General features: G+C 68.9%; 26 protein-coding genes and 1 tRNA gene. 15 read left to right on the top strand and 12 right to left on the bottom strand.

Translation table 11 applies throughout. From position 1 onward, the window contains the following. Positions 1 to 23 precede the first annotated feature (23 nt). Positions 24 to 1,241, top strand: a complete 1,218-nt coding sequence (locus AC5L3X_RS02780) for an MFS transporter (protein ID WP_494854848.1) — start codon at positions 24 to 26, stop codon at positions 1,239 to 1,241. 636 nt (positions 1,242 to 1,877) lie between these two features. Here the strand turns inward: AC5L3X_RS02780 and AC5L3X_RS02775 are convergent. Next, complete coding sequence (locus AC5L3X_RS02775) at positions 1,878 to 2,624, bottom strand: phosphotransferase family protein (RefSeq protein ID WP_494854847.1); 747 nt, start codon at positions 2,622 to 2,624, stop codon at positions 1,878 to 1,880. A gap of 56 nt (positions 2,625 to 2,680) precedes the next feature. Here AC5L3X_RS02775 and AC5L3X_RS02770 point away from each other — a divergent pair, with 56 nt between their 5' ends. The 4 genes from AC5L3X_RS02770 (at position 2,681) to AC5L3X_RS02755 (ending at position 6,239) form a co-directional block, all read left to right on the top strand. Beyond that, positions 2,681 to 3,457, top strand: coding sequence for a hypothetical protein (locus tag AC5L3X_RS02770; RefSeq protein ID WP_494854846.1), 777 nt, complete (start codon positions 2,681 to 2,683; stop codon positions 3,455 to 3,457). Between the two features lie 17 nt (positions 3,458 to 3,474). Beyond that, complete coding sequence (locus AC5L3X_RS02765; protein WP_494854844.1) at positions 3,475 to 3,690, top strand: hypothetical protein; 216 nt, start codon at positions 3,475 to 3,477, stop codon at positions 3,688 to 3,690. 64 nt (positions 3,691 to 3,754) lie between these two features. Next, on the top strand, positions 3,755 to 4,855 hold the full coding sequence (locus tag AC5L3X_RS02760) for an Rv3169 family protein (RefSeq protein WP_494854842.1): 1,101 nt from the start codon (positions 3,755 to 3,757) through the stop codon (positions 4,853 to 4,855). 154 nt (positions 4,856 to 5,009) lie between these two features. Next, positions 5,010 to 6,239, top strand: coding sequence for an MFS transporter (locus tag AC5L3X_RS02755; protein WP_494854840.1), 1,230 nt, complete (start codon positions 5,010 to 5,012; stop codon positions 6,237 to 6,239). Between the two features lie 366 nt (positions 6,240 to 6,605). Here AC5L3X_RS02755 and AC5L3X_RS02750 read toward each other — a convergent pair whose 3' ends face one another. Together AC5L3X_RS02750 and AC5L3X_RS02745 are read right to left on the bottom strand one after the other, a co-directional pair. After that, positions 6,606 to 7,586 (bottom strand): hypothetical protein, encoded by a 981-nt coding sequence (locus AC5L3X_RS02750; RefSeq protein ID WP_494854839.1) that lies wholly within the window; start codon positions 7,584 to 7,586, stop codon positions 6,606 to 6,608. Between the two features lie 93 nt (positions 7,587 to 7,679). Further along, entirely contained in the window at positions 7,680 to 8,678 is a 999-nt protein-coding gene (locus AC5L3X_RS02745; RefSeq protein ID WP_494854838.1) for an NAD(P)-dependent alcohol dehydrogenase, read from the bottom strand. Between the two features lie 207 nt (positions 8,679 to 8,885). Between AC5L3X_RS02745 and AC5L3X_RS02740 the strand changes: the two genes are divergently transcribed. The 3 genes from AC5L3X_RS02740 to AC5L3X_RS02730 all read left to right on the top strand — a co-directional run bounded on the left by AC5L3X_RS02740 (position 8,886) and on the right by AC5L3X_RS02730 (position 11,057). After that, positions 8,886 to 9,047, top strand: coding sequence for a hypothetical protein (locus AC5L3X_RS02740; protein ID WP_189122264.1), 162 nt, complete (start codon positions 8,886 to 8,888; stop codon positions 9,045 to 9,047). A gap of 67 nt (positions 9,048 to 9,114) precedes the next feature. After that, positions 9,115 to 10,092 (top strand): MvdC/MvdD family ATP grasp protein, encoded by a 978-nt coding sequence (locus AC5L3X_RS02735; protein ID WP_494854836.1) that lies wholly within the window; start codon positions 9,115 to 9,117, stop codon positions 10,090 to 10,092. Beyond that, the gene (locus AC5L3X_RS02730) at positions 10,089 to 11,057 is read left to right on the top strand and encodes a TIGR04500 family putative peptide maturation system protein (RefSeq protein ID WP_494854835.1); all 969 of its coding nucleotides are present in this window, start codon (positions 10,089 to 10,091) and stop codon (positions 11,055 to 11,057) included. Before AC5L3X_RS02735 ends, AC5L3X_RS02730 begins: the two co-directional genes overlap by 4 nt. On the opposite strand, the gene AC5L3X_RS02725 is transcribed toward AC5L3X_RS02730, so the two are convergent. Then, positions 11,038 to 12,216: an acyl-CoA dehydrogenase family protein gene (locus AC5L3X_RS02725; RefSeq protein ID WP_494854833.1), complete on the bottom strand. Its 1,179-nt coding sequence runs from the start codon at positions 12,214 to 12,216 to the stop codon at positions 11,038 to 11,040. The two genes, AC5L3X_RS02730 and AC5L3X_RS02725, sit on opposite strands and share 20 nt — an antisense overlap. Here AC5L3X_RS02725 and AC5L3X_RS02720 point away from each other — a divergent pair. Then, on the top strand, positions 12,203 to 12,472 hold the full coding sequence (locus tag AC5L3X_RS02720; protein WP_494854832.1) for a hypothetical protein: 270 nt from the start codon (positions 12,203 to 12,205) through the stop codon (positions 12,470 to 12,472). The two genes, AC5L3X_RS02725 and AC5L3X_RS02720, sit on opposite strands and share 14 nt — an antisense overlap. A 23-nt stretch (positions 12,473 to 12,495) precedes the next feature. Here the strand turns inward: AC5L3X_RS02720 and AC5L3X_RS02715 are convergent, their stop codons facing one another. Next, the gene (locus tag AC5L3X_RS02715; protein WP_494854830.1) at positions 12,496 to 12,783 is read right to left on the bottom strand and encodes a DUF4287 domain-containing protein; all 288 of its coding nucleotides are present in this window, start codon (positions 12,781 to 12,783) and stop codon (positions 12,496 to 12,498) included. Between the two features lie 111 nt (positions 12,784 to 12,894). Further along, positions 12,895 to 13,524: a DUF998 domain-containing protein gene (locus AC5L3X_RS02710; protein WP_494854829.1), complete on the bottom strand. Its 630-nt coding sequence runs from the start codon at positions 13,522 to 13,524 to the stop codon at positions 12,895 to 12,897. 95 nt (positions 13,525 to 13,619) lie between these two features. Here AC5L3X_RS02710 and AC5L3X_RS02705 point away from each other — a divergent pair, with 95 nt between their 5' ends. Next, positions 13,620 to 14,525: a helix-turn-helix domain-containing protein gene (locus AC5L3X_RS02705; RefSeq protein ID WP_494854962.1), complete on the top strand. Its 906-nt coding sequence runs from the start codon at positions 13,620 to 13,622 to the stop codon at positions 14,523 to 14,525. Positions 14,526 to 14,586: 61 nt separating this feature from the next. Here the strand turns inward: AC5L3X_RS02705 and AC5L3X_RS02700 are convergent, their stop codons facing one another. Further along, positions 14,587 to 15,483, bottom strand: a complete 897-nt coding sequence (locus tag AC5L3X_RS02700; RefSeq protein WP_494854827.1) for a CU044_5270 family protein — start codon at positions 15,481 to 15,483, stop codon at positions 14,587 to 14,589. Beyond that, positions 15,480 to 16,064 (bottom strand): RNA polymerase sigma factor, encoded by a 585-nt coding sequence (locus AC5L3X_RS02695; RefSeq protein WP_494854825.1) that lies wholly within the window; start codon positions 16,062 to 16,064, stop codon positions 15,480 to 15,482. Before AC5L3X_RS02695 ends, AC5L3X_RS02700 begins: the two co-directional genes overlap by 4 nt. 179 nt (positions 16,065 to 16,243) lie before the next feature. Between AC5L3X_RS02695 and AC5L3X_RS02690 the strand changes: the two genes are divergently transcribed. Next, complete coding sequence (locus tag AC5L3X_RS02690) at positions 16,244 to 16,486, top strand: hypothetical protein (RefSeq protein WP_189122255.1); 243 nt, start codon at positions 16,244 to 16,246, stop codon at positions 16,484 to 16,486. Between the two features lie 387 nt (positions 16,487 to 16,873). Continuing rightward, a complete protein-coding gene (locus AC5L3X_RS02685) occupies positions 16,874 to 17,749 on the top strand; it encodes an alpha/beta fold hydrolase (protein ID WP_494854823.1) in 876 nt (291 codons plus the stop codon). A gap of 181 nt (positions 17,750 to 17,930) precedes the next feature. Here AC5L3X_RS02685 and AC5L3X_RS02680 read toward each other — a convergent pair whose 3' ends face one another. After that, complete coding sequence (locus AC5L3X_RS02680; RefSeq protein WP_494854822.1) at positions 17,931 to 19,547, bottom strand: caspase, EACC1-associated type; 1,617 nt, start codon at positions 19,545 to 19,547, stop codon at positions 17,931 to 17,933. A 31-nt stretch (positions 19,548 to 19,578) separates the two neighbouring features. After that, positions 19,579 to 19,962, bottom strand: coding sequence for an effector-associated constant component EACC1 (locus AC5L3X_RS02675; RefSeq protein ID WP_494854961.1), 384 nt, complete (start codon positions 19,960 to 19,962; stop codon positions 19,579 to 19,581). A 359-nt stretch (positions 19,963 to 20,321) separates the two neighbouring features. Between AC5L3X_RS02675 and AC5L3X_RS02670 the strand changes: the two genes are divergently transcribed. Continuing rightward, on the top strand, positions 20,322 to 20,774 hold the full coding sequence (locus AC5L3X_RS02670; RefSeq protein ID WP_494854820.1) for a hypothetical protein: 453 nt from the start codon (positions 20,322 to 20,324) through the stop codon (positions 20,772 to 20,774). 501 nt (positions 20,775 to 21,275) lie between these two features. On the opposite strand, the gene AC5L3X_RS02665 is transcribed toward AC5L3X_RS02670, so the two are convergent. Then, positions 21,276 to 21,361: transfer RNA gene (locus tag AC5L3X_RS02665), tRNA-Leu, on the bottom strand. 469 nt (positions 21,362 to 21,830) lie between these two features. Here AC5L3X_RS02665 and AC5L3X_RS02660 point away from each other — a divergent pair. Both AC5L3X_RS02660 and AC5L3X_RS02655 read left to right on the top strand, forming a co-directional pair. Then, positions 21,831 to 22,346 carry a hypothetical protein gene (locus tag AC5L3X_RS02660; protein ID WP_494854818.1) on the top strand — a complete coding sequence of 172 codons (516 nt, stop codon included), beginning with the start codon at positions 21,831 to 21,833 and terminating at the stop codon, positions 22,344 to 22,346. A gap of 200 nt (positions 22,347 to 22,546) precedes the next feature. Beyond that, positions 22,547 to 24,520: a chaplin family protein gene (locus AC5L3X_RS02655; protein WP_494854816.1), complete on the top strand. Its 1,974-nt coding sequence runs from the start codon at positions 22,547 to 22,549 to the stop codon at positions 24,518 to 24,520. Between the two features lie 119 nt (positions 24,521 to 24,639). On the opposite strand, the gene AC5L3X_RS02650 is transcribed toward AC5L3X_RS02655, so the two are convergent. Next, positions 24,640 to 24,825, bottom strand: a complete 186-nt coding sequence (locus AC5L3X_RS02650) for a DUF5703 family protein (RefSeq protein WP_189122240.1) — start codon at positions 24,823 to 24,825, stop codon at positions 24,640 to 24,642. Positions 24,826 to 24,913 lie beyond the last annotated feature (88 nt).

Genomic DNA, 24,913 nt, shown 5'->3' with positions numbered 1-24,913 from the left:
GACGATTCCATCATCTAGGTGGTATGACAACTGTTGCCGAGCCTCCGCTCCTGCATGACCCCTCCTTCAGAAATTTCTACCTGGCGTCGGCGGTCAGCCAGTTCGGCACCCAGGTCGGCTACGTGGCGATGCCCCTGCTCGCGGTGATCGCCCTCAATGCGGGGCCCGGTGAAGTGGGACTGCTCAGCGCCCTCACCACCATCACCGTGCTCGTCCTCGGCTTGCCCGCCGGAGCATGGGTGGACCGGGTCAGGCGCCGCCCGGTGATGATCGCGACGGACCTGGTTCGCGCCGTGCTTCTGGTGTCGGTAACGGTCACGTGGTGGCTGGACGCTCTCACGATGACCCAGCTGTACGGCGTCGCCATCGCGACGGGAATCGGCACGCTCTTCTTCGACGTCGCCTCGCAGAGCACGGTCCCGCACCTGGTCGGCCGCGACCGGCTCACCGCCGCGAACTCAGTGCTCGTCGGCACGAACGCGGCGATGGATGTGGGCGGCAGAAGCTCCGCCGGAGTGTTGGTGGCTCTCGCGGGCGCGCCGGTGGCGATCCTGCTCGACGCGCTCACCTACCTGTGGTCGGCCGTGTGGCTACGCCGGATCAGTAAGCCCGAACCCGCGCCCGCCCCCGTACCCGGCGAGCGACTCGGACGGCAGATCGGCGAGGGGGTGCGATTCCTCTTCGGCAACCGGGTCCTCATCGCCATCGCGACACAAGGCGGCATGACGAACCTCGCCTTCCCGCTCTGCTCGACGCTGCTGCCCGTGCTACTCGTCAACGAGCTCGGGCATCCCGCCTGGGTGCTCGGGGCTTACCTTGCCATCGGCGGGCTCGGTGGGCTGGCCGGTTCCTCGACGGCTCACCTGATCGGCCGGCGGTTCGGCCGCGGGCGTGCCGTGTGGATCGTCGGCATGACCACTGCGCCGTTCGCGCTTCTGGTGCCGTTCGTCGGCTGGAGCGTCTGGATCTCGGCGGCCGCATGGAGCATTTTGTGCTTCCGGACAGGGGTGAACAACGTGCTGCTCGTCAGCTTCAGGCAGAAGGTTACACCCGACCCGATGCTCGGCCGGATGAACGCCACCATGCGCCTGATCCTTATCGGTGCGGTCGGCGTCGGTGGTCTGCTGGCGGGCCTTCTTGGCGAGGTCTGGGGCATCGGGACGGCAATGTGGACAGGCGCAGCGATCATGGCGCTTAGCTGGATACCGATCTGGTTCAGCCCACTCCGCCACGAGGTCTGATGCAGGCCGCCATCGCCCGTCTCCAACCACAGGAGGAGTAGCGAATGCGCCGACTTCCGGCCTGTCGGCCGGTGTCGCAGGACCAGGCCGACCAGCCAGCCGGGCTGCCCGGCGCAAGGCGGGCTCAGCGGGGCCATGATCTCGGGCCAGGCTTGGCCGCGCGGGCCGGTCTCGGCAGTGGGAACTGATCACCTTGACCACCTTTCGTGATCTATGAGTGCCGGCCTGATCATCACGATGCCTCTCCGCCAGTGGGGACTCATCGACGCATCCATGGACAACGACGCCAGCGTCGAGACGGTGAACGGCAATCGCCAACGGGCCGGTCTTGTGCGCAGCATCCGCAGGGCTGGCTGGGATCAGATCGCCCACTGGACACCCGGCGTTCCAGCCCGCCCAAGCCATGACACTTGATCTTCGGCCGGATACTGCCAACTTCGATGACGCGAGCACTGGTAATTCGACACCCATCGAAGTGACAGTGCCCAGGTCGGAAGCAGGTCCTACTGTCATCTTCGCTGCGTCCAGACAATGAACTGCGTGCCGCCGGTCCTCCGCCCGTCTGTCGTCGTGTCAACGCCTATGTCCGGATACGGGTGGGCTCGTGTGTCCGGTTACGGGTGGGCTCGTGCAGTCTCACATCCGGGATCTCAGCACGTCGACCTCGCAGCCTGGCAAGAACGGGTCGAACCCGTGCTCGACCAGCCAGCGGATCGCCAGCAGGCTTCGCGACGACCACCATCCGCGAATCACGTCGAGGTCGACATCGGTGCCATAGCCGGCGACGACGTCGCCAAGACGCTCCTCGTGTCCGAACGTCAGAATGGCCAGGTCATGCAGGGCGTCGCCCTGGCTCGCCTCAGACCAGTCGATCACGCCGGTGATCTCGTCACCGTCGACGAACACGTGGCTGACCTGCAGATCGCCGTGCGTGAACACCGGTGTCCACGGCCGGAGCGCGGCCTCGGCAACCTGACGGTTACGCGTGACCAGGTCGGCGGGAAGGACGCCGTTCGTGATGAGCCGCTCGGATTCGCCGTCGAGGCGCGACGCGACCTTCTCCAGATTCGGGCCAGGCCAGGGCGGCAGTGGCGCCTCGTGCAACTTCCGCACGGCGGCACCCGCCGCGGCCCACGCCGACGATGAGGCGGTCGATGGCTCGCCGAGGCGGCCGAGTGCCGTGCCGGGGAGGGCGGCGAGCGCGAGCACGGGGGGCGTGCGCCACAAGACGTCCGGAGTCGGGATCGGCGCCATCGTCATCGCCTCGACCTCGACGTCGGTACGCCGCTGGTTGGTGTCGATCTTCAGAAACACGTCGCCGACGCGCAGGGTCGCGCGCTCGCGATGGGCGACGACGACCTTGATCTCCTCCACGTCGGCCATTATCACGGCGTCACGCTGACGAACGCGACGGGCTCGGCGCCGTTGGCGGCGAAGGGGTGGACGTTGTCGCCGTCGAGCGCATCGGTCAGCCGTTCGGCCTGGTTGGGGGCGTGTTTACCAGCATGGTCATGCCCTGTACGACGTACGCCGCACCAAGCCGTTTTCCAGGACGTACTTCCTTCCTCGTCGGCTGGCATACTTCTCCGATGGGTACGCCGAGGGCTTTCTGGTCCAACACGACGCATGACTGGGGGAGCGGCGTCGACATCGACCACCTCACGCACATCCGCCAGAGGCCGGCCACGTTCGCTCCCGGCGGCGTCCCGCACCTGATCCTGGAAGTCGTCGCCTACGCCGCCGACGAGGCCGAGTGCGGCGACGGCGGGCGCTGCGTCATCACGCTTCAGGCCGACGGCTCGGTCTCGGTGGCGGACGACGGGCGAGGCACGGACACCCGCCTCGATGATCAGGACCAGCTGGTGAAGAAGCCGATCATGGCGTCGAAGGACCTTCGGTTCTTCGATCACCCTGAGACCCAGACGCTTCCCGATGGCCACCCTCGTCGCGGCATGTCCGTCGTCGCGGCGCTCAGCGAGTGGCTCGTCCACACCAACCGCCGGCGGGACGGAGCTTGGCACCAGCGTTACGAGCACGGTGTTCCGGTGACGGATCTGGAACCGATCGCCGGCGACGGAGCGACAGGGACGGTCGTCCACTTCCGGCCGGATCGGTCTCTGCCCATGCTCGGCGCCTTGCCGACCGACGAACTGCTACGGCTTGCCCTGTCCTGGCCGGCCCTGACGGTCGAGGTCGAGGATCGGCGAGCCACCTAGGCGACCGGCGCGACGACGTGGTGGCCCGCTACGAGCGGACCGCGGGCGTCCAGGTCCAGGACCTGGACTTCTACCTCACCTACGCGGCGCCGCGGTACGGGACGGTGATGGCCCGGATCCACCGCCGCCGCATGCACTTCGGCGAGCTGGCGGCTCCCGAGGACCCGAACGAGTACGTCCTGCACCACCAGATGCGGCGGCGACTCATCGACGGCACCTACAGCTGGAAGTGAGCCCGGCGAGCATGACCGAGCCCGAAGGGGCAGATATGACCCACCACCACGACAGGGAGCCCCGATGAAGCCCGTGCCACTCGACGAACTGCCGGTCCACCAGGCACCGCTGTCCATGGCGCGGGTCGCCAGCAGCGACAAGAACTTCTATGACCGCTACTACTTCAACGCCCACGACCGCACCGGCGAACGGTTCCTGGTCATGGGCCTGGGCATCTACCCCAATCTCGGGGTGATCGACGCGTTCGCCACCGTGCGCTCCGGCGACCGGCAGTGGGCGGTGCGCTTCTCCGACGCCTATGAGGCGGGCGAGTTGCGCACCGAGGTCGGCGGCTTCCGGATCGAAGTGATCGAGCCCCTGCAGAAGCTGCGCGTGGTCTGCGAGCACGAGAGCCTCTCCTTCGACCTCGTATGGGAGGGATCGTTCCCGGCGACCCTGGAGGAGCGTCACATCCTCGACGCGGGGCCGCGCTCGATCCTCGACGCCACCCGGTTCGCGCAGGTGGGCAGCTGGTCCGGGACCCTGGCGTTCGACGGCGGCGAGCTGGTCGTGGATCCCGGCACCTGGATGGGCAGCCGGGACCGCTCATGGGGCATCCGCCCGGTCGGCGACGCCGATCCCGCCGGCCGGCTCGGCGACGAGCCGACCGGCGGGCACTGGTGGACCTACGCCCCGCTGCGGTTCGACGACTACTCGCTGCTCGTCATCGTCCAGGAGAGCCCGGACGGCCACCGCACGCTCAACCACGCGACCCGCGCCTTCGCCGACGGCCGCGTCGAGCAGCTGGGCTGGCCGCGCGTCGAGATCACCTACCGCAGCGGCACCCGCTATCCGGAGTCCGCTCGGCTGCACCTCACCACGCCTGATGGCGCTCCGCTGGTGGTGGACGTCCAGACACTCGGCTCCGTGTCGCTCACGGTCGGCGCGGGGTACGGCGGTGACCCGGAATGGCAGCACGGGCAGTGGAAGGGCCGTGACTGGACGTCTGCCACCGAGTACGACCTCACCGACCCCGGGATCGTCGGCCGGCTGCCGTACTCCACCGTCGACCACATCGCCCGGGTCACCTGTGAGGGGAGCGTCGGCCATGGCCTGTTCGAGCACGCCGTGATGGGCCGCCATGACCCGTCGGGGTTCGAGGGCTGGCTCGACCTGGCTCCCTGACGGCCCGGCCTGGCTCGGACGACGGGGAAGGCCGTAGGCTGATCCGAGCGCGGACGTCGCGCGATCGTGAGGATCCTCCAGAGACATCGCCCCATGGGCTGAGGGTCGGGCCGGAGAACCGGTCGTGTCTCCCGAGCAGGGGAGGTGCGGCCGCATGGCCGAACGAAGGATCATCGCGGTGGTGTTGCTGGCCGGTGTCACGGCCGCTATGACGCTCGGGGCGTTGACCCCGTTCCTGGCACAGCTGAGCGACGAGTTCGCTCTCCCTTTCGCGATGACGGGCTGGTTGGCGTCCGGGGTCACCTTGGTGGCCGGGCTCACCTGTATGCCGGTGGGCCAGTGGGCGGACACGCGTCGATTGCGCGGGCCGTTCATCGCAGGACTCCTGATACTCGCGGCGGCGAGCATGGCGTCGGCGAGCATGAGCCACTCCGAAGCGCTGATCGTGCTCCGCGTGGGCCAGGGGGTCGGATACGCGGCCGTGGTGGTTCTGGGCCCCGCCCTGCTCGCCCGGCTGCTCCGAGCCGAGCGGGCACGGCTCGCGCTGGCGTTGTGGGGGATGTGCGTTCCGGTCGGCTTGGCTCTGGCCTCGGTGATGGGCGGGTTGCTGAGCGCTTCAGGATGGCGGGCGTCGGCGACCGCGATAGGAGGGCTGGCGCTCGTCACGGCCGGCGTGGCACGCCTGGCCCTGCCGGACATCGCGGGTCGCCCCCGGCAGGCGGTGCGCGGGCGTGGCCGCGGGGTCTGGCCGCTGGCCGTGGCGTTCGCCCTGATCGCCCTGGTCGGGGTGGCCGTGGTGACCCTGTTGTCGACGTTCCTCTCCACCGTGCATGGACTGGCCGTGAGCGACGCGGGTCTGGTGACCGGGGTGGTGGCCGCGTCGAGCGCGCTCGGCAGCATGTCGGCCGGTGCGCTGCTGAACGCGGGGGTGGCGCCACAGCGGCTCCTGGCCGCGGTCATGCCCATGGCGGCGGTGTCCGCAGGTGTTCTGCTCGCCGGATCGACTGTCGTGGCAGCCCTGTCGGCGGCGGCCCTGATGGCGATGAACGGGCTGGCCGTGTCGGCGCTGTTCGCGATGGTGCCCGTGGTCGCGGGCGACCGTACGGCCTGGGCCGCCGGCGCCCTGACCCAGCTCGGCAGCCTGGGCACGCTGCTGGGGCCGCCCCTGTACGCCGCTGTCATGGAACGAAGTGGCTGGGCGGCGCTGGTCCCGGTGACGATCCTGGTCGCGGCGGTCGGACTCGGCTGTGCCGTGGCGGCCCTGCGGCAGCGACCCGGTAGACCTCGACCGTCTCCTTCGCGGCCCTGGCCCAGCTCAGCCGCTCCCGGACGAACCGTTCCCCGTTCTCCGCGAGAGCACGGCGTGCGGCCGGATCGTTCATGAGGTCGATCACGGCGTCGGCGATGGAGCCGGGGTCGGCGCTCCGGGCGTACCGCACGGCGGGGGCGGCCGGGTCGCCGAGGAAGATCTGGGATGCGCCGGACCGTGGGCGCCGGACTGCGGCGAAATGCATGACTTACGGCTTTTGTGGCGTCTGGATTTCATGCAATGTCCAGTCATACTCCGAAAGCGAACTCTATTCGTTCTCTATATAGATGGGGAGTTTTTGGTGGATCTTCCTATTGTGGCTGGCGGGATTCCCGGGTTTTCGCGTTGGCGCCGGTCCGAGCGCCGCGCAGGGGCGTGTGCCCGCCAACCGTGACGAGACCTTCGGCTCGTCGAGCGCGCCGCCTCATGGGCCGACGCGCGTCAGTCCCACCCGCCGGAGGAGCCGCTGTCCCCACCGCTGTCCCCACCGCTGTCCCCGCTGCTGGACGATCCACCGCTGGAGTACCCGCCACTGGAGCCCCCGCGGCTGGACGATCCACCGCCCGAGTAGCCACCGCCTGAGGACCCGCTCGTTGAAGCCTCGCCGGCGGAATCGGCGTGCGGCGAGATGTCGGCGAGCCAGTCCAGGTCGCCGGCTTCCGGCTCGAACCAGCCCCTGGCGCCCTCGTCCAGGTTGCCGGCATCCGACTTGGGCCAGTCGCCGCCGCCCTCGGGGAAGTCTCGCGCCATGGACCCGGAGATCTGGTTCACCCACTGCTTCCACACCTCGGCGGCCGCCTCACCGTAGTGCCGCCGCGTCTCCGCGACGGCGGCGGGATCCCACTTGACGCGCCTGACCCGACCACGGCGCAGGGCGCGAAGTCCTGCCGTGAGCTCAAACCCGCTCACCGGCCGCGAAGCGCGGGCGGCCGCGCTGGACGGCGGCATGCTCGGGTCCGGAGTCACGTCATCCCGATAGGCGACCGCGGTGTAGGGAGAGTGGTCCGCCACTCCGTACCGCCATACCTGCTGGGCGGACACCGTCCTGAAGACCTCCTCCTGCCTGCGCCTCTCCGCCGCCAGCCTGAGCCTGATCTCCTCCTGGACGGGCTGGTACGCCTCGACCGCCCGCCGGACTCGTGCGTCATGGCGTGAAGAGATCCGACGGGTCCGCCAGCGTAGCTCCCAGGCCTTCGCCTTGTGGAGCTCATCCCTCGCCGCCGCGATCTCCCCGCGGCACTCCTGTAAGGCCGCCAGCCACGCCAGCCGCTCGTCCTCGGTCCCTGGCACCCACTGCGTCAGATCGTCATCCTCGCCGGGCCCGCCGTCCCTGCCCTGGAAGCCGCAGAAGAGAACCAGGTCCCCCGTTCCTTTCAGCCCCGTCGGTTCCACCACCGTCTCGACTTTGACCCATTCGGTCACGAGGACCGTCCCTTCCCCCGGTGAAACCCCCCCACCATGATCCCTTGGCCGTTGCCGCTATTCAATGCAAATAGCCACAAATCAAGCAGCCAGTTACAGGGTGACGACGATCCTGCCCCGGGCCGTCCCCTCGGTCAGGTAGCGGAGCGCCGCCGGTGCCTCGGCCAGGGGGAACGCGCGGTCGATGACCGGGCTGAGCTCGCCCGTCCTCAGCAGGTCCGCGAGCACGGCCATCGAGTCCTTCGTGGGAGGCGTGGCTCTGGTGGGTCTCGGCAACTGCCGCTGGAACACGGACCGGGCCATCAGACCGACGAAGCGCGGCAGACTGCCCAGCACCTTGCGGCCCGCGTCGCCGTAGCGGTCGTGGCCGATGAGGACGTACGTGCCGTCGGGGGTCAGCGCGCGGCGGCAGTCCGCGAACGAGTGATTGCCGGGGATGTCCACGATGAGGTCGTAGCGTACGCCGCGCCGGGTGAAGTCCTCCACGGTGTAGTCGATCACGTGGTCCGCGCCGAGCGCGCTCACCAGGTCGAGCTTGGAGGTGTGCTCGACGCCCGTCACCGTCGCGCCGCGCGCCTTGGCGATCTGTACGGCGCACCCGCCCACGCCCCCGGCGGCGCCGTTGACCAGGACGTTTCCCAGCGGGCCCGGCGGGAGGTTCAGCAGGGTGATGAGCCCGGCGGTGGGCACGCATGCGGCCTGTTCGAAGCTGACGCCGCCGGGTTTCGGCGCCAGGTTGTCCGCTGGCACGGAGACGTATTCGGCGTAGGCGCCGCCGTTCTTCCACTGCTGGCCGCGGATGGTCTCGCCGAACACCTCGTCGCCGGGCCGGAACCGGGTCGCGTTCGCCCCTGCCGACTCCACCACGCCGGCCATGTCCGTGCCCGGGACGCGGTTCTTCGGCCGTCGCAACCCGGACCCCATGACGCGCAGCACGTACGGCCGGCCGCTCACGACGTGCCACACGTCGGGGTGCACGGAGGCGGCGTGCACGCGTACGAGCACCTCGTCGTCCTTGACCGCTGGAATGTCGATGTCTCGTAATTGAAGGACATTTGGTGACCCGTACGCTTCCTGGACGATTGCCCTCATGCCGTCATTCTGCGTCGGCAGCGGGCCCGGCGCTGCGCCGCGCTGGCGTACCAGCCGGTGTCCGCTACAAGTCGCCTCCAAGTGAGCCACAAACGCCAGGTGGTGGGCTTCGACCGCGAGCCGACGACGCCTGCGCACGTCTCCAAGGACGACGCCCGCGCACGTCGCCAAGGGGGCTCGCGACTCACTGAAAGGGAGGGAAGACCAGTGGACAAGAAGATCGTTCGATTGGACGACCTGAGCGACGAGCTGACCGCGATCGACGAGGTCGATCTCGGCCTCGTCACCGGTGGCCGGCCGATGGAGCGCTGCTACCACACGGCCGGCACCGAGGGCAGGCCGTCCGACGGCTGGGTTTCGGACTACTAAACCCAGGGGTCGACATGGCGCCGCGTGGGAGGGAAACGCGTCCCTCCCACGCGGCTGAGGGGGAGAGTTGCTGCTGATCCTGAGTGAACCCGGCGACGCGACGGTTCACATGGTCCTGCCCAAGCTGAAAGCCCGAGGGGTGGACGTTCTGTGGTGGGATCCCGGCGAGTATCCGGCCGACGCCCGGCTGACCGCCCGATTCGACGCGGACGGGACCCGGCTCATCCTGGCCAGAGACGGGGAGGTCGCCGACCTCTCCACGGCGACGGCCGTGTGGTTCCGACGCCCCGGGGCTCCGCGCGCCGCCGAGCAGGTCACGGCGGCCGACCTGCGGGATCGCGTCGGGGAGCTCTCGGAGTGGTTTCTCGAAGGACTCTGGGATCTGCTGGACGCGCGCTGGTTGCCCGGCAGGGAGCCGGTGCTGCGCCGGGCGCACAACAAGCTGGTCCACCTGGCCCTGGCCCGGAAACTGGGCTTCGCCGTACCACCGACCACGATCACCAACGATCCGTCCGAGCTGGCGCCCGCCTATGAGCGGGCGGGCGGACGGCTGATCGCGAAACCGATGGAGCACACCCCGTTCCAGATCGACGGCGAGGCGCACACCGTGTTCACCACCGTGGTCGAACGGAGGGATCTCGTGGGCCGGAGCCGGATCGCCCATGAGCCGACCATCCTGCAGCCGTACGTCCAGAAGGCGGTGGAGCTGCGGGTCACGGTGGTCGGCGACCAGGTCTTCACTGCCGAGATCGCCTCGCAGGACTCGCCGCGCACGCGGGACGACTGGCGGCACTATGACTTCGACCGCGCCCGGCACAGCGTGCACCACCTGCCTGATGACGTGGCTCGCCGCTGCGTCGATCTGGTCGCGGCGCTCGGCGTGTCGTTCGGGGCGATCGACCTCATCCTGACCCCCGAAGGGGAGTACGTGTTTCTGGAGATCAACCCCAACGGTCAATGGGGCTGGATCGAAGATCTGACCGGCCTGCCCATCAGCACCGCCATCGCTGACTGGCTCACGGCCGGAGAAACGGACCCGCGATGACTCAGTCCTCTCTCGGCCCTGCCCTGGAAAGCGGCGTCAACCTGCTCCGCGGGCTGACCCGGCGGCGTTCCGCGGTGGCGGAGGCACACTGCACCGCCGATGAGTGGGCCACGGCGCATCCTTCGCTCGCCGCCCAGCTCGTGGCCAGCCCACGTCCCGGGTCATCGCTCGTCGATTACGATCTGCTGATCGAGGATCCGTCGGGCGGCACCATCATGCTCGGCGTTCAGGCGGACGACGGGGCGTCCTGGCTCGTCGACCACGCGACGCACTGGGCCGCCAGCCGGCTGCTGACCGTCGACGGCACCCCCGTCTCGGTCTCCGAGGCGATGCTCATGCTCCGTTCGCTCACCCGCCCCGGGCTATCGCCGCAGGACGAGTTGGTGCGGTTCTGCCTCCTGCGCGACGCCGCCGCCAAGGAGCAGGTCAGCCTGTACGACATCCAGGCGGCCGCGGACGGCTTCCGCAAGCGGCGCGGCCTGACCAGCCGGGACACGATGCGGGAGTGGCTGGACCGGATGGGGCTGAGCGCCGAGGCGTTCCACGACCACATGGCTGCCAGCGCGAGGGATCACCGGTTCCGGGCCCGGATGCGTGAGGAGCTCGGCCCTGGGCATCTGGCCCGTCATCCCGAGCGGTTCGCGCGGGTATGGGCGACCTGGGTGCTGTCGGAGGAGCCGATCGACGTCGCCGAACTTGACGGCTCACTCGGTGACCGCTGGGACCTGCGACTGACCAGGGCCCGGACCTGGTCCGGCGATCTGCCCGCCCCTCTGCGCGAGACGCCGGCCGGTGGCGGTGTCGGACCGGTCTCCCACGACGGGCGTTTCCTGACCGGCTTGATCACCGAACGGCAGGAGGCCGTGGCGGACGCGGAAACACTGGAGGCCGCGGGACAGGCCGCCTTCGATCAGTGGCTGGCCGACGCCGCCAAGCGAGCCCAGATCACCTGGCACTGGCTCTGAGTGGCTCTGAGCCTCTTCTTTGTGACGGTGGCTCGCCGCGGACGTGCATGGCCCGCAGCGCGGCGGTGCCGGCCAGAACCAGGGTCGCCTCGGGGGTGAGGGGGTGGAATGGGCCGCCACGGACGTCCCGATATGCCCGTTCCAACGGGGAGGTTCGGAAGAAGGCGGCACCTCCCACGACGTCGAGAGCGAGATCGACGATGGCCTTCGCCTCGCACACGGCGTGCCGCTTGGCCACCATCAGCGTGATCAAGGTCGGCTCGTCCGCCGGGGGGTCGTCGCCGACTTCGTCGACGGCGGCGAGCAGCGCCCACCAGGCCACCCGCAGGCGGGTGGCCATCTCTCCCAGCTGACGTACCGTCGCCGGAGCCGGCTCTCCCGTACGCGAGCCGAGCACGCGGAGCGCCTCCTCGTACGCCCCCCGCGCGATGCCCAGATAGACCGCGCTCACGACGGGCGCGAAGTGAATGGCGGCGACCAGCAGCGGCCCCGCCAGCTTCCCGTACGGCCGGCGCCCGAGGATCTTGTCGGCCGGGACGAACACATCCTCGAACACCAGGTCATGGCTCGCGGTGCCACGCATGCCGAGCGTGTCCCAGGTCTCGACCATCGAAACGCCGGGGCTGGACAGCGGTACCCCCGCGTGCAGCACTTCGGCGTCAGGGCCGGGTTCCCCGAGCACCGCGGAGGTGGAGATGACGGTGGCGACCGGCGCCTGCGAGCAGAACGTCTTCCGTCCGGTGAACCGGAACCCGCCGTCGACCTCGACGGCCGTGGTCGTCGGGCACACCCAGTCCGATCCGCCGCTGGTGGCCATGATCAGCCCGTCCGCGGCGACCCGGCGCAGCACGCCCTGGGCATCCGGCGCGCCTCGACGGTGCCGCCAGCACTGGACGAGGGTCAGGTAGAGGTGCATGGCCGCGGACAGGGCGGCCGATCCGGCATGGCGGGCGAGCTCGCCCTCGGCCAGCACGACCTGACGCAGTGCGGCGCCCAGGCCGCCGAACTCCGTGGGCACGGCCAACCGGAGGTAGCCGTGATCCCGCATTACCTGGTAGCCCTCGGTGACGAAGGTCGCGTCCAGGTCGTGTTCCGCCTCGCTCGGCGCGCACCGCAGGCCGACTTCGGCAGCCAGCGCGACCGATGTGGCGGTGCACACCCGCGACTGGTGGCTGGTCATCACCCGCGGCGACGCCGACGTGTGCGACGACGATCCCGGCCATCCGCCGACGGTGAAGGTGACCGTGGGGCTGCGGCGGATGACCGAGATCTGGCGCGGCGATCTCACCTGGCCGGACGCCCTCCGCTCCGGCGCTGTCGAGGTGCACGGCCCGGAGGCGCTACGTCGCGAAATGCCCCGGTGGTTCAGGCTGTCCAGCTTCGCCCAGGTCCCCCGGCCGCACCGGGAGAGCTGACCGCACTCGAAGCCGTTCGCACGTCAGGGCCGGTTGTTCTTCCCATCCAGCCACAGCATGTTCGACTCATCCCGATGACTCCCGGAGCTACCGACATGCTTCGAATCGAGCTCCGGACCCTTTTTGATCACGTGGACCAGTGCCATCGCATGCCCGCGGCCGAGACCATAGTCCTGCTTGAGCCATTCCACGATCACGCCCGCCTTGACCGACGCGTCATCGAACCCGCGTTCCTTCGCGAGATCGATGAACTCACGGGGCGTCAGCCCGGTCCTGTCCTCGATGTTGTCCAAGTACGCCTGAAAAGACATGTGATTCTCCTTGCCGGTCGTAGAGCCACGAGCATGTGCATGTACGTCCATACTGCGTGAAGTGGTGCAGCGCGGTCCCTGAGCACCGCGCCCGTTGCCAGGGACGGTCCGTCAGATCTGAGCGGCCTGCTTCAGCCTGAACATGGTCACCGTGATCCAGGTCCAGGCCGCGATGACGCCGACGAACATGGCGAGCGGCCCCCCTGCCGCGCCGCTCATCGCCCAGCTCAGGCCCACTGCCAGCATCACGCCGCCGGTGCGGCCGGCAACGGCCCACGACGTGCCGCTGAACCGCCGGCCCAGGACGAAACAGAACGCGATCATCGCGATGAACGACATGCTCGCCGCGGCCATGTGCGCGACCCCGGCGGAACTCATCACTCCTGGGACATCGGGCGTTCCAGGAGGAAACGCGAAGCCTGGATCGGCCGGGAAGACGCCGGCCAGGATCAAACCGGCTCCCTGGAGGCCGAGAAGGCGAGGCCCCCAGGCGCCACCCGTACCGGCGTGCCGTAGCCCTGCCGCGCCGCACAGGGTCAGAACCCCGGTTACCACGAAACTGGAGATCTGGATCCAGCCGAGGTCCCCCAAGGAGAGCATGCTGACCGGATGCCGGGTCAGGTCGAAGCCCGTGCGAGTGGCCGCCTGGGCCACGGCGAGCAGAATCCAGAGCGGGGCTGCCAGCATGCCGGCAGTGAGCAGGAGCGGCCCGCTCCGCGTTCTCGCTTCAACGATTGTCATATCGGCATCTTCAGAACGGCGTCGCCGAGGCACCAGAGCAAACTGAGTTCCCGGCATGCCGTCACCAGCGATAGCGTTACCGGCAACGCCATTTCCTGCTTGATGCGGCGAGGGGGAAGACGCTGAACGAGAGCCGCGAACTCCTTGGCCAGTTCCTGCGCGAACGCCGTGCCAGGATCACTCTCGGCCAGGCGGGGCTCCCCGCACGACGATCCCGCCGCGGAAGCACCCTTACGCAGGAGGACCTGGCGTACATCACGGGGTATTCCATCCGTACGATCAGCGCGCTGGAACAGGGCGCCGAACATCGCCCCACCCCCGAACTCCTCGAGGCCATCGCCTCAGCACTCCAGCTCAGCCAGGACGAGCGCAGCGTCCTGTGGTATCTCGCGAACGGCACCCCGCCGCCCGAGCCCCACGGCACCGCCGAGCCCGACCCGGCCCTGCACCGACTGGTCAACGCCCTGGAACCGCATCCCGCCTACGTGACCGACGGCTTGTGGAACTTCCAGGGGCAGAATGCCGAGTTCGCCCGCTGGATCTGCGACTTCACCGCCATGCCCGCCGACGAGCGCACGATCCTGCACTGGTTCTTCCTGCACGAGCACTCCAAGCACGTCATGGTCGAATGGGAGTACGAGGCGACGGCGCTGATGTCGCTGGTCCGCGGCTGGGCGATGCGGTCACGGCGCGGCCACGAGCTCACGGCCGTGGTGAACGACATCTGCGACCGGAGCCCCGACGCCAAACGCATCTGGGCCGGCGGCACCGATCTGCTCGTCCAAGGCCCCTCCCGGCCGATGCTCTTTCGCGAGCCCGGCTACACCGACCCCCGCCAAGCGGACGACCGGCACCATCACGTCCGGTTGACCATCACCACACTCACTCCGGTGCGGGCAGGAGAGAGTCATCGCGTGCTGGCCTTCCTCCTGCCCGAGGACTACACCGCGCCCACCGCGTCGAGCGACGCCTGCTTCGCCTGTCACGCGGCTCCCACATAGGCGCGACGTCCTACGCCGGCGGGCGGATGACCCCAGGAATGCCGTGCCCGGAGACTGGTCGTCAGGGCGTCTGACCCGGCTGGTCCACGAGCCCGGCCCCCAGGACCGACATGGCCCACTCCTCACCATCCCGCACGCTCTTGGTGCCCAGGTAGTGATAGTCGGCCGGGTCGAGAATCGTGTAGCCCTTGCCCGCCTCGCCCAGGTCCAGCACGACGCCGAGCCCGGTGCGGCCGTCGGCCGTGGACACGTTCTCCTCGATCTTGACGTTCGGGATGCGGGCCATGGCGCGGTACATGGTGGCGGCCTTGTCCGGCGGGATGATCGGGCCGAACTTCATGTACCACTGCAGGGTGCCGAACGCCTTGACGTCGTCCTCGGTGCCCGCCGGGCACTCGGGGTGGCAGATCGACAGCGCGGTCCGCTCGTCCATGCCTCGCAGGTGGGCGAGGAGCGCGTCCGGGTCGGTGGGGAACGCCTCCACTTCCTGCTGCGTCTTGAGCGGGTAGGTGCGGCCCTTCTCGGTGCCGACCTTCACCTCGCCACCGTCGCCCTCGCGGACGGCGGACCGCTCGCCGTCCATCCGCGACCAGGTCTCGAAGACCGGCATCCTGTCGAGGAACTGCCGCTCCTTGAGGTAGAACCACTGGTCCGGGCGAGGAGCGGGAACATCGGTGCGCTCGGCGACGAGCGCGGCGTTCTCCAGCACCTTCGCCGCGGTCAGACCGGTCCCCAGGTTGGGCGCGGGGCCGGAGTCGAGCCGGGGCACCACCAGCACGGCGGCCGCCATGGTGGCCCCGGCCAGCGTCAATCCCCAGCTCAGCCGCCCCACACGCTTGGGGCGGCGAGCCTGGTGCGGCGTCGCGATGGCCGCGTGCAGCCGGGCCTCCTCGGCGCGCAGGTCCTGCCGCGGCGGGACCTCGGCGCGCAGCCGGTCGAGCAGCTCCAGTTCGTTCATTGGCCGTACTCCTCGTATGAAGTGGTCGGATCGATGTCGCGCAGGGAGCGGCGCAGCTTCGCCCTGGCCCTGTTCACCCGTGAGCGGATCGTGCCCACGGCCACCCCCAATGACCTGGCGGCTTCCTCGTAGCTCAGCTCACCCCAGGTGACCAGCAGCAGCGCGTCGCGGTGCCCGCCGGGCAGCTTCGCCAGGGCGCCCGCGAGCGCGGCCCGCGCCCCCGACGCGGCCACCCGTGAGTCCACCCCGTCGGTGAACGGTTCCGTGACGGGGTCGACGCCGGTGCGGGCGAGCGCCCGGTACAGCGCGATCTCACCGCGGCGGTGCCGGCCGATGAGGTTGGTCGCGATGCCGTACAGCCAGGGCCGCGCGTCGGCGCGCGTCAGGTCGTAGCGGGCGCGCTGCCGGAACGCCGCCACGAACGTCTCCGCCACGACGTCCTCGGCCGCCTCGGCGCCCAGCCTGCGCACGACGTACCGCTTGAGCGTGGGGGCGTGCCGGGTGAACAGGGCGGCGAAGCGCTCGGGATCATCCCTGGAGCGGGCGATGATTTCCGCGTCAGCCAGCGTCTCCTGGTTCATCGGCGGACTCTGTGGTCGCATCTGCTGCCTCTCCGGTATCGGCGGTTACGCAGGTACTTGCCGCCGCGGCGAGGGCCGGTTCCCACTATCGGGCGATTTTTCAGGACTTCGGGGACGTCATGGGGGTGGCGCGCGGATGAGCCGGTTTACTCACCGTCGGAGCGGAGCACGTTCTGGCCATGAATCAGGCGACAACCGGACATGGCCACACCAGGTGCACGCCCGCACGGCTGTTCGAGATCACCGTCCTGGACACCACGGGTACGGAGGCGCGGTGGCACACCGTCGGCTGGGGCATCGGCCGCCAGGACGCCGACGCCCTCGCTCGGTCTTACGTGACCCGCCCCCTGTGCCCGTACGAGCGTGCCCGGGTCACCCACAACGGCCGCCTCCTCGCCGAGCACCGCCGCCCCGCGCTCTGACCCCCGGCTTCGCGAGAAGGGAAGTGGCCGCAGAGGGGACCCCCCCGACGCCGACCTCTACGGCGATGCCGGCGATGGGGCGACGCTGCAGGCGGCGGCGCTCCGCTCCTCGGCGAACCGCCGCCGCAGTGAGCCGCGCGCCTGCTCCGGCTGCGTGCGCGGTGGGACACTTCCACGTTTCTAACGGTATCTCCGGGTTGACGACGTTAGGACAGCTCTGTCATATTCCTAACGCCCAGAAGGGAAGGTAGGCGTTAGATATCGAAGGTGTTCGTCACATCCACTCCGGAGATTCCGCATGAGCCCCTTCTCGGCCGCGACGGCACCCTGCTGGTCGCGCTGTGGCAGCAAAGCACCGGCACCCATGGACCGAGAGAGGTAGTAGACATGCTTCCCCCTGCGATCGCCCGCACCGCCCACCGTCACCTCGACGTCGGCGGGGTCCGGGTCTTCTACCGGGAGTCCCTGCCCGAGCGGCCCGACGCGCCGGTGCTGCTGCTCCTGCACGGCTTCCCCTCCGGCTCTCACCAGTTCCGTCGCCTCATCGACGTCCTCGGCTCGCGTTACCGGCTCATCGCACCCGACTACCCCGGCTTCGGCCACACCGCGGCCCCGGACGACTTCACCTACTCCTTCGACCGGCTCGCCGACGTCACCGAGGGCCTCGTGCGCGGGCTCGGTCTGACGCGGTTCGTGATGTACGTGTTCGACTTCGGCGCGCCGATCGGCTTCCGGCTCGCCGATCGGCACCCCGAGTGGATCGCGGGCCTGATCGTGCAGAACGGCAACGCCTACGAAGAGGGCCTGTCGGACGGTGCCCGGGACTTCATCTCGCTACGCCCGGATACGCCCGGCGCGGAGGAGACGATCCGCGATCTGCTGACCCTTGCCGGTACGCGCATGCAGTACGAGACCGGCGTACGCGACCTGGCGGTGCTGGCCCCGGACGGTTGGCTGCTCGACCAGCACTTCCTTGACCTGCCCGGCCGCAAGGAGGCGCAGGTAGCGCTGGCCTTCGACTATCACTCGAACGTCGAGCGCTATGGCCGCTGGCAGACCTGGCTCCGCACGCACACCCCGCCCACGCTCATCACCTGGGGCGTCCGCGACCCGTTCTTCCCCGAACCCGGCGCCCGTGCCTACCTGCGGGACCTTTCCGACGCCGAACTGCACGTGTTCGACACCGGCCACTTCGCCCTGGAAACCCACCTGCCCGAGATCGCACCGCTGATCGCCGACTTCCTCGATCGCACCTGGAAATAGGGGTGCGAGCCAGGAGGAGATCGCCATGCGCCCCGTCGCCCGCCACCCGCTCCTGAGCGCCCGCCAGGCTGGCCATGCTCGGCGGTGACGCAGGGGATCCGAACCGCCGGCAGGGGTTCGCGGCGCGGTAACCGCCGCGCACGGACTGCCGGCCGAACCGGGCGCCATCTGTGCCCGCCACTCAGCCTGCCGCGCTTGCTCGGCAAGACATTTTGTTAATCTCTTCCGAGCTGGGTTGCGCTTCAAGAAAATCCTGCGTTAGAGGCAGGCGTTCGCTGAAGTGTTTCTGCCAGTCCTTGCTGCTGACGTATTTTTGCAAGGCGATTCGGAGGCGTTCGCAAGTCTCATGATTGCCCTTGGCTATCGCGAATCCCGTGGATTCCCGATCGCCGAAGCTGATCCCCTCGATAAGTTTAGTACCTTGTTGCTCCGCTAACTGCATGCCGGCGAGTGTCAACCGGTCTCCGACGATCGCGTCCGCGTTACGCTGATATAGCCTGGTGAGGCAGCCGCCAAGTCCCTCTTCCATGACGATCTGCGCCCCCTTTTCGACCCTCTCCAAAGAGACGGCTGTTGTCGAACTCGCAATCGTGCATACATACCGCCCGGAAAGGTCGGAAATTTTCTCGATACCTTTTTCTTGGCGGCGAACCAATACGCCCAGTCGCGAGGACGCGAGCGGACCGACAAAGTCGACTTCTCTTTCTCTGGATGGGGTTATGCCCAGCGTGCCGGCGATGTGAACCTCGCGCGTCATCAGCGTTCTTATCGCATGTTCTCGCGCAACCTTCTTGAATGTGATATCTCCTTCGAAGTCAGCAAAATCAAGCAATCCAGTGATTACGTCTTCGTTATAGCTCGAATCTGCTTCGTTATTGCGATTTCCTTCGTCGTCTTTCCAGACTCCCGCCACTATGCGCGTGGCATCGAGGAATGGGTCTGGCGCCTGGGGTACGTAGGTGCTGCCCTGAAGCAAAGCGAGCGGCAACATCGCGAGCAGGGCACGGCCCGTCTTCGCCATAGCGCTCGGCGGCTTCTTGCGGGAGCGGGAAGTGGCCGGACGGGGTCCTTGTTGAGAGGACAGTCGGGGGACAGCAGGTGGGGGCGGGGGTTTGATCGGCCCCCGTGTCACGGTGAGGTTTCCGGCGGTGCCGACGGAGCGGCGTTGCGGGCGGGGGAGACCTCGGCCAACCAGTTCTTGGTCGATGTGGCGGTGGATCTGATCCAGGGTAAGCGGGCCGGGTACGCGTAGTGCGTTCAGCAACGCTCCGGTGAAGGCGGTGTTCCGGGCACCGAGTGGGGCGTGGGAGAGGGAGGTGGCAGGCGTGGATGTCAAGGTATAGGTGCCCGTCAGGTCAAGCTGCCCCAGGGCGAGGCTCCTCCGGCTGCTCATGACTGTGACGGCTTGGCCGGAGAAGCAGCAGTCCAGTAGGAGCACGCGGGCTTTGGCGCGAGCGCTACCGACCATGCGTTTGACAAGGTCGACGTGGATGGCGGAAAAGCCGACGTGCTCGGCATTCGTGCCGGTCAGAGCGAAGTGCAGCACTCCGGTGTCGTCGAGGACCCCGTGCCCGCAGTAATAGACCAGCAGCAGATCCTCCGCCTCGCGGACAGCGGCGGTCAGGGCCACGCCGACAGCGGCCTGGTCTGCGGGATCGGCCAATACCTGGCAATGATCGGCTGTGAGGAGGCCATGTACGGGATGCGTCAGCACTTGGCGCAGGTCTTCCAGATTCGTGTGCACAGCCGGGATGTCAGGCAACTCCGGGTCGCGGAAGGTGCCTGCCCCGATGAGCACCGCCCGACTGCTCCTACCATCCAGGAGCGGCTTACGACTCACTATGCCGCTCGACAGCCGCCGGGAACTGTTTCGCCACCTCGCGCAGCACCGCCGTCGGGTCCGCAGCACGATGGATGTCCACCTCGATACGCCGCCCGTCGGCAGCGCTGATGGTGACCTTGACGTCGGCACGGCGGGAGGTAAGCCAGGTGCACACCGATTGGATCAGCACCACCACCGCGCCACCGGAGCCCACCGCCACAGTCAGTAACTCCACCGACGCGCCCATCTCTCCCGGCTTGGGTGCTCGCCGCTGAGGCCGTACCCGCCCTCGCAGTTCGTCCTCCAGACCAAGCCAGTTGAACAACCCCACAGTGTGGGGCGCGGCCTCTGCACCCTTGACAACTACCTGCAGGTCTACTGGATCGGACATCTCAGACACGAGGTAACGTCCTTTAATAGCGGCTATTTGGTATCCATCATGCTAGCGGCCTGGATGTGCCCCAGACTTTCATGTCGCTAACCGGACGGCCCGCAGCAGCCTCAAGCGATCGGCGCCAGACCAGACTGACGGCGGCCACGGCATACTTCAGGCATTCCGCAGCGTGTACGGCTTGTCTCCGCGCCAGTTCCGCCAGCAGTGCGCGCTGACTGAAGAGATGGTCGCGCACGCGAAAGACGCGCCGAGCCGCGGTCCGCATCCTTGTGGGAGTACCGACACGGAAGTGGCCAACAGCGATTCATCGGCACGCATCCCGCGTGTCGCGTCGTTGGGCCCCAGACAGGAGACAGGTGAGAACCATCTCGAAATTACTGTTCCGTCTTATCGCCATCGGCGCCCTGGCCTTTTCCGCCATCGCGTTCGGCAGCCCGAATGCCCAGGCTGCGATTCGCGCCTTTCCCGCCGACGGAGGCACCTGCGTCGGCAGCCAAGTCCTACGGTGCCTGGAGCTGCGCTTCGGCGACGCAAGCGAGAACATGGTGGCAAGGGCAGAGATCACTGACCCGGCCGGCGGCTCCTCGGTGGATGTCAAAGTCAAGCAAGTGTGTATACACAACGTCGGTTGTTCCGGCCCGACCGCCAGAGAGGGGTACAAGGCCAGCCTGTCGTCTCCCACGGATTGGTGCGTACAGGGCGAGATCATGAAGGTCGACTTCTCCGCCAGCTTCGAGTGGTGGGACGTCGGCACCGGCTTCCACGGTCAGGAACTGCGTACCGGCGAGGCCCGCTTCACCTGCACCTAAGCGCACCCGGTGACGCCCGGCTCTCAGGGCGGCGACGACGCCCCACCCTCTCGTCTGAGGGTGGGGCGTCGTCGAGCGTTGGCTGGGACCGGTATTCGAAACCCGTCGGCAGCGCCCACCCCCAGGGCACCGCTTCCCGCCGGAGCCCTGGGGGTGGGCAGCCGCTGATCGTCCGCAGCAGTACTCTGCGCGGCCGCAGTCCGCCGAACTGCCGGCAGCTCTGGTGAACGGGCGTCCCGGATATCGGTGCCGTCACGGCTACACCAGCGCCAGATCTCGCGAGGCGTCCGGCCCGAAGTTTCTGTATATGCGTGAGGGTCGGCTGCTGGCAGAGCTATTAGCGCATGTCGGCGGCAGAGGACAGGAGGGGCCGGCAGAGATCGTCTCTGCATTACGAGCCAATGGCCTGGTCATCGTCTGCCACGCGGCGACCCGTGTCGTAACTGAGCTCAACACAGAAGAGCCCGCCCTTCGGGGCGAGCTCTTCATGGGGTAATCCTGTGTCCGAGGGGGGACTTGAACCCCCATGCCCCGCAAAGGGCACTAGCACCTCAAGCTAGCGCGTCTGCCTATTCCGCCACCCGGACGTGGTGCCTGCACGTGGGACCGTCATCCCGCGTCGGCTCCGTAAGGTTAGCAAACTCTGAGGGGTGCGTCATACCAGTACTCCACCGGGCCGATCGGGGCGCGGTCCGTACCCACACAAAGAAGCGCCGATTCCAGGGGGCGACGGGTCGTGCCGGGCAGGCCGCTGCCTGTTCCTGGGCTTCTCTGGGACGTCCCATGGGGCGGACCAGCGGGAGCAGGGCGATTCGCTGCGGTTCGGGGTGCCGGTGCATGACCGATTCCTGGATCTCTGCTGAAAACTCCTTGTGGCAACCGTGGGTGCTGCTACGGTTACGGACCGTTGAGGGGTGAGTCCATGGACCGGCCTCACATTGTGAGGTCGGTTCTGGAGTTCCGGGAGGTCACGTGGCACGCACGCCGAGGCGGCAGCTGAGGGCGCAGCCCTCTGCCGTGCGGCGCGCGTCCATGTCCCTCCGGGCGGAGGATGTGATGACCGAGCGGGCCGACCGGATGGCGCGGTTCGCGGCCGGCGTCCGTCAGGTCATCGCACGAGCGGTCGCGGTCGGCTTCCTGCTGGCCGCTGGTTGGCTGCTCGCCGTCCTGTTCGGGATGACCTTCGCCGCTCCCGCCGCTGCGGACTCCACCGCGGCGCCAGGAGCCGGCGCGCCTCTCACCGTCACCGGGTCCGTCATCGACGGGTTTGCCGCGGTCGACGGCAAGGCCACGGCGTTGGACGACGCCGAGGCGATGGCAGGGCTGACGGTCGACGGGCTCACCAGCCAGTCCGATCCCGGCCTGCCTGCACCTTCCACCGCGAGCAAGATGCTGGACACCGACGGTCTGGTGCCCAACGGCGGTGGCAGCGGCCCGTTCGGGCCGGGCCTGGGGGACATCGCGAGGTCTGTTGACGGCCCGCGTCCCGAAGCTGTGCGCGCCCCCCTGGCGCGCGTGCTTCCCCCCGTCGTCCGCACAGCGGCGGACGACCCTTCTTTCTCACCTGACTGATCCTCGCCACAGGTTCCGGCCCTTCATGTGCCGGCGGCGGAGCGCGGCATCGATCCCCTCCGCCAGCGGGAGACACGTCAGTCATCCCTGGTTCGCCGAATCCGAGGTCCCGCTGTGCGCGGCGCCCTGCGACCTCGCACGGCCTCGGCTGTCCGCGAACTGTCAGGCAATCCCCCTAGAACCACACAGGAGCATCCATTATGCGTACGTGGGCCAAGGCTTCCACTCCCGCCGCCCTGCTGGCGGTCGCGGTCATGTCATTCAGCGGCACCGCGCTCGCTGACACGTCCGGCGACAACTCCATCGGCGGCGGCAACCAGGTCAACCTGCCGATCTCGCTGCCGATCGACATCAGCGGCAACGCCGTCGGCGTGGCCGGCGAGTCCAACGCGTCCTCCGAGGGCGGCGCGACGGTGACCAACACCGGCAAGGGCGGCATCCCCAACAAGACCTCCGGTGACCACAGCATCCTCGGCGGCAACCAGGTCAACGCGCCGATCAGCGCTCCGGTCAACGCCTGCGGCAACGCGGTGGCGATCTTCGGCAGCTCCGACGCGGGCTGCAAGGGCGGCGCCTCGGTCACCAACTCCGGCAAGGGCGGCGCGGGAGGCAACCGGACCTCCGGTGACCACAGCATCCTCGGCGGCAACCAGGTCACCGCACCCATCAGCGCTCCGATCAACGCCTGCGGCAACGCGGTGGCGATCTTCGGCGAGGCGACCGCCGGCTGCAAGGGCGGCGCCTCGGTGAAGAACACCGGTGTCGGCGCCGGGGGCAACACCACCTCCGGCCGCAGCTCCGTGCTCGGCGGCAACCAGGTCATCGCGCCGATCAGCGCTCCGATCAACGTCTGCGGCAACTCGGTCGCGGCGTTCGGCGAGGCGTTCTCCGGCTGCAAGGGCGGCTCGTCCGTCACCAACGGCGGCCGCAAGCCCGGCCACGGCTACCACGGTGGCCACGGCCGCCCCGGCTCCCGCGGCAACGACACCGACGGGCGGTTCGGCGCAGGCAGCGGCAACCAGGTCGTCGCCCCGATCAGCCTGCCCATCACCGCCTGTGGCAACTCCGTGGGCAACGCCGAAGCCGGCTGCAAGGGCGGCACGTCCGTCGACAACCGCGGCGGCGGCTCTGGCGCCGGTGGCAACACCACCTCGGGCCGGTCGGGTGTGCTGGCGGGCAACCAGGTCGTCGCGCCGATCACCGCGCCGATCAACGTCTGCGGCAACGCCGTGGCCGCGTTCGGAGAGGCGTTCGCCGGATGCCGGGGCGGCGCTTCCGTGCAGAACGGCGGCCGGGGCGCCGGTGGCAACACCACGTCGGGCCGGTCGGGCGTGCTGGCGGGCAACCAGGTCGTGGCCCCGATCACCGCGCCGATCAACGCCTGCGGCAACGCGGTCGCCGCGCTCGGCCTGGCCGAGGCCCACTGCAAGGGCGGGGCCAGCGTCTCGCCCCAGCAGGGCTCGGGCGCCGGTGGCAACACCACGTCGGGCCGGTCGGGTGTGCTGGCGGGCAACCAGGTGGTCGCGCCGATCACCGCGCCGATCAACGTCTGCGGCAACGCCGTGGCGGTCCTCGGTGACGCCGCCGCCGGATGCCTCGGCGGGGCCCGCGTCGGCCGGCCGGTCGACCACGGGCACGACCGTTTCGACCGCTACACCCAGATGAGCGGCAAGGTCGCCCAGACCAAGGGCGGCATGTCCGCGCTGCCGGTCGTCCCGGCCCTGAGCGGTCTGCAGGACGCGGGCAACGTCACGCAGTCGATGCGCGGTGGCCTGCCGGCCCTGCCGGTCGTCGGTGACGTGTCCCAGTCGTTCGGGCTCCCCGCCCTGCCCGGTCTCCCCGGCCTGCCGGCCCAGCCCACAACGCCGAGCCAGCCCGCCACTCCGGGTAAGCCGGCCAAGCGCGCCACGGCCGCCGCGTCCAGCGTCGCGGGCCCGTCCGGGCCGCTGTCCGCGGTCAGCCCGGCGACCTCGCTGGTCTCCTCGACCCCGGTGGGGGGCGCGGTGACGTCGGCCGCGGGGGCCCTGCCCATCGGGCTGATGAGCGCCGCCCAGCCCATCGGCGTCACCGGCATGAACAACGGTTCGCTGTTGGCGCTGGTCCTGGGCGGGATGTTCGCCGCCTCGGCCACGCTGTTCGCGGCGACCCGCCGGTTCCGTCTCGGCCGGAAGTAGGGTCCCCGGCCGGCACCCTGTGAGCTGCCGGCCCACGTGACGCTTTGCCCGTTCCGGGGGGCGCGGCCCCGGGACGGGCAAAGCCATGTCCATACTTGGTGGGCAAAGCATGGCGATGGTCAGAGGGTGCGCCGCACCCGCATGATCTTGCGGCGGAGCCGCACATGACGACTTCCGTCCGGATGCAGCCGCACCCGCGCGAGCTCCCAGTGGCCGTACTCCGCGTGTTCGGTCAGCAGTTGACGTGCGGCTTCACGGGACAGGTCGCGCGGAATGTAGATATCCATGTAGGAGTAGTCGAGCACAGCGATTAGTCTCCAGGGTGAGTCAGGGCGCGATGCCGCTCAGTGAGCCTTATTCTGCGTGCTGGTGGGTGGACCCGGAAGCTAGTGG

It is taken from the genome of Nonomuraea sp. CX421 (assembly GCF_059358955.1).
Note: the sequence above shows the minus strand (reverse complement) of the source record. Positions and strands in the feature narration are given on the sequence as shown.

What these genes read in the sequence shown, in the direction of transcription:
- AC5L3X_RS02755 (WP_494854840.1), top strand. Translation starts at nt 5,010, where the DNA reads ATGGCCGAACGAAGGATCATCGCGGTGGTGTTGCTGGCCGGTGTCACG.
- AC5L3X_RS02690 (WP_189122255.1), top strand. Translation starts at nt 16,244, where the DNA reads ATGAATCAGGCGACAACCGGACATGGCCACACCAGGTGCACGCCCGCA.
- AC5L3X_RS02685 (WP_494854823.1), top strand. Translation starts at nt 16,874, where the DNA reads ATGCTTCCCCCTGCGATCGCCCGCACCGCCCACCGTCACCTCGACGTC.
- AC5L3X_RS02695 (WP_494854825.1), bottom strand. Translation starts at nt 16,064, where the DNA reads ATGAACCAGGAGACGCTGGCTGACGCGGAAATCATCGCCCGCTCCAGG.
- AC5L3X_RS02710 (WP_494854829.1), bottom strand. Translation starts at nt 13,524, where the DNA reads ATGACAATCGTTGAAGCGAGAACGCGGAGCGGGCCGCTCCTGCTCACT.
- AC5L3X_RS02780 (WP_494854848.1), top strand. Translation starts at nt 24, where the DNA reads ATGACAACTGTTGCCGAGCCTCCGCTCCTGCATGACCCCTCCTTCAGA.
- AC5L3X_RS02730 (WP_494854835.1), top strand. Translation starts at nt 10,089, where the DNA reads ATGACTCAGTCCTCTCTCGGCCCTGCCCTGGAAAGCGGCGTCAACCTG.
- AC5L3X_RS02655 (WP_494854816.1), top strand. Translation starts at nt 22,547, where the DNA reads ATGCGTACGTGGGCCAAGGCTTCCACTCCCGCCGCCCTGCTGGCGGTC.
- AC5L3X_RS02760 (WP_494854842.1), top strand. Translation starts at nt 3,755, where the DNA reads ATGAAGCCCGTGCCACTCGACGAACTGCCGGTCCACCAGGCACCGCTG.
- AC5L3X_RS02660 (WP_494854818.1), top strand. Translation starts at nt 21,831, where the DNA reads ATGACCGAGCGGGCCGACCGGATGGCGCGGTTCGCGGCCGGCGTCCGT.
- AC5L3X_RS02675 (WP_494854961.1), bottom strand. Translation starts at nt 19,962, where the DNA reads ATGTCCGATCCAGTAGACCTGCAGGTAGTTGTCAAGGGTGCAGAGGCC.
- AC5L3X_RS02700 (WP_494854827.1), bottom strand. Translation starts at nt 15,483, where the DNA reads ATGAACGAACTGGAGCTGCTCGACCGGCTGCGCGCCGAGGTCCCGCCG.
- AC5L3X_RS02715 (WP_494854830.1), bottom strand. Translation starts at nt 12,783, where the DNA reads ATGTCTTTTCAGGCGTACTTGGACAACATCGAGGACAGGACCGGGCTG.
- AC5L3X_RS02745 (WP_494854838.1), bottom strand. Translation starts at nt 8,678, where the DNA reads ATGAGGGCAATCGTCCAGGAAGCGTACGGGTCACCAAATGTCCTTCAA.
- AC5L3X_RS02775 (WP_494854847.1), bottom strand. Translation starts at nt 2,624, where the DNA reads ATGGCCGACGTGGAGGAGATCAAGGTCGTCGTCGCCCATCGCGAGCGC.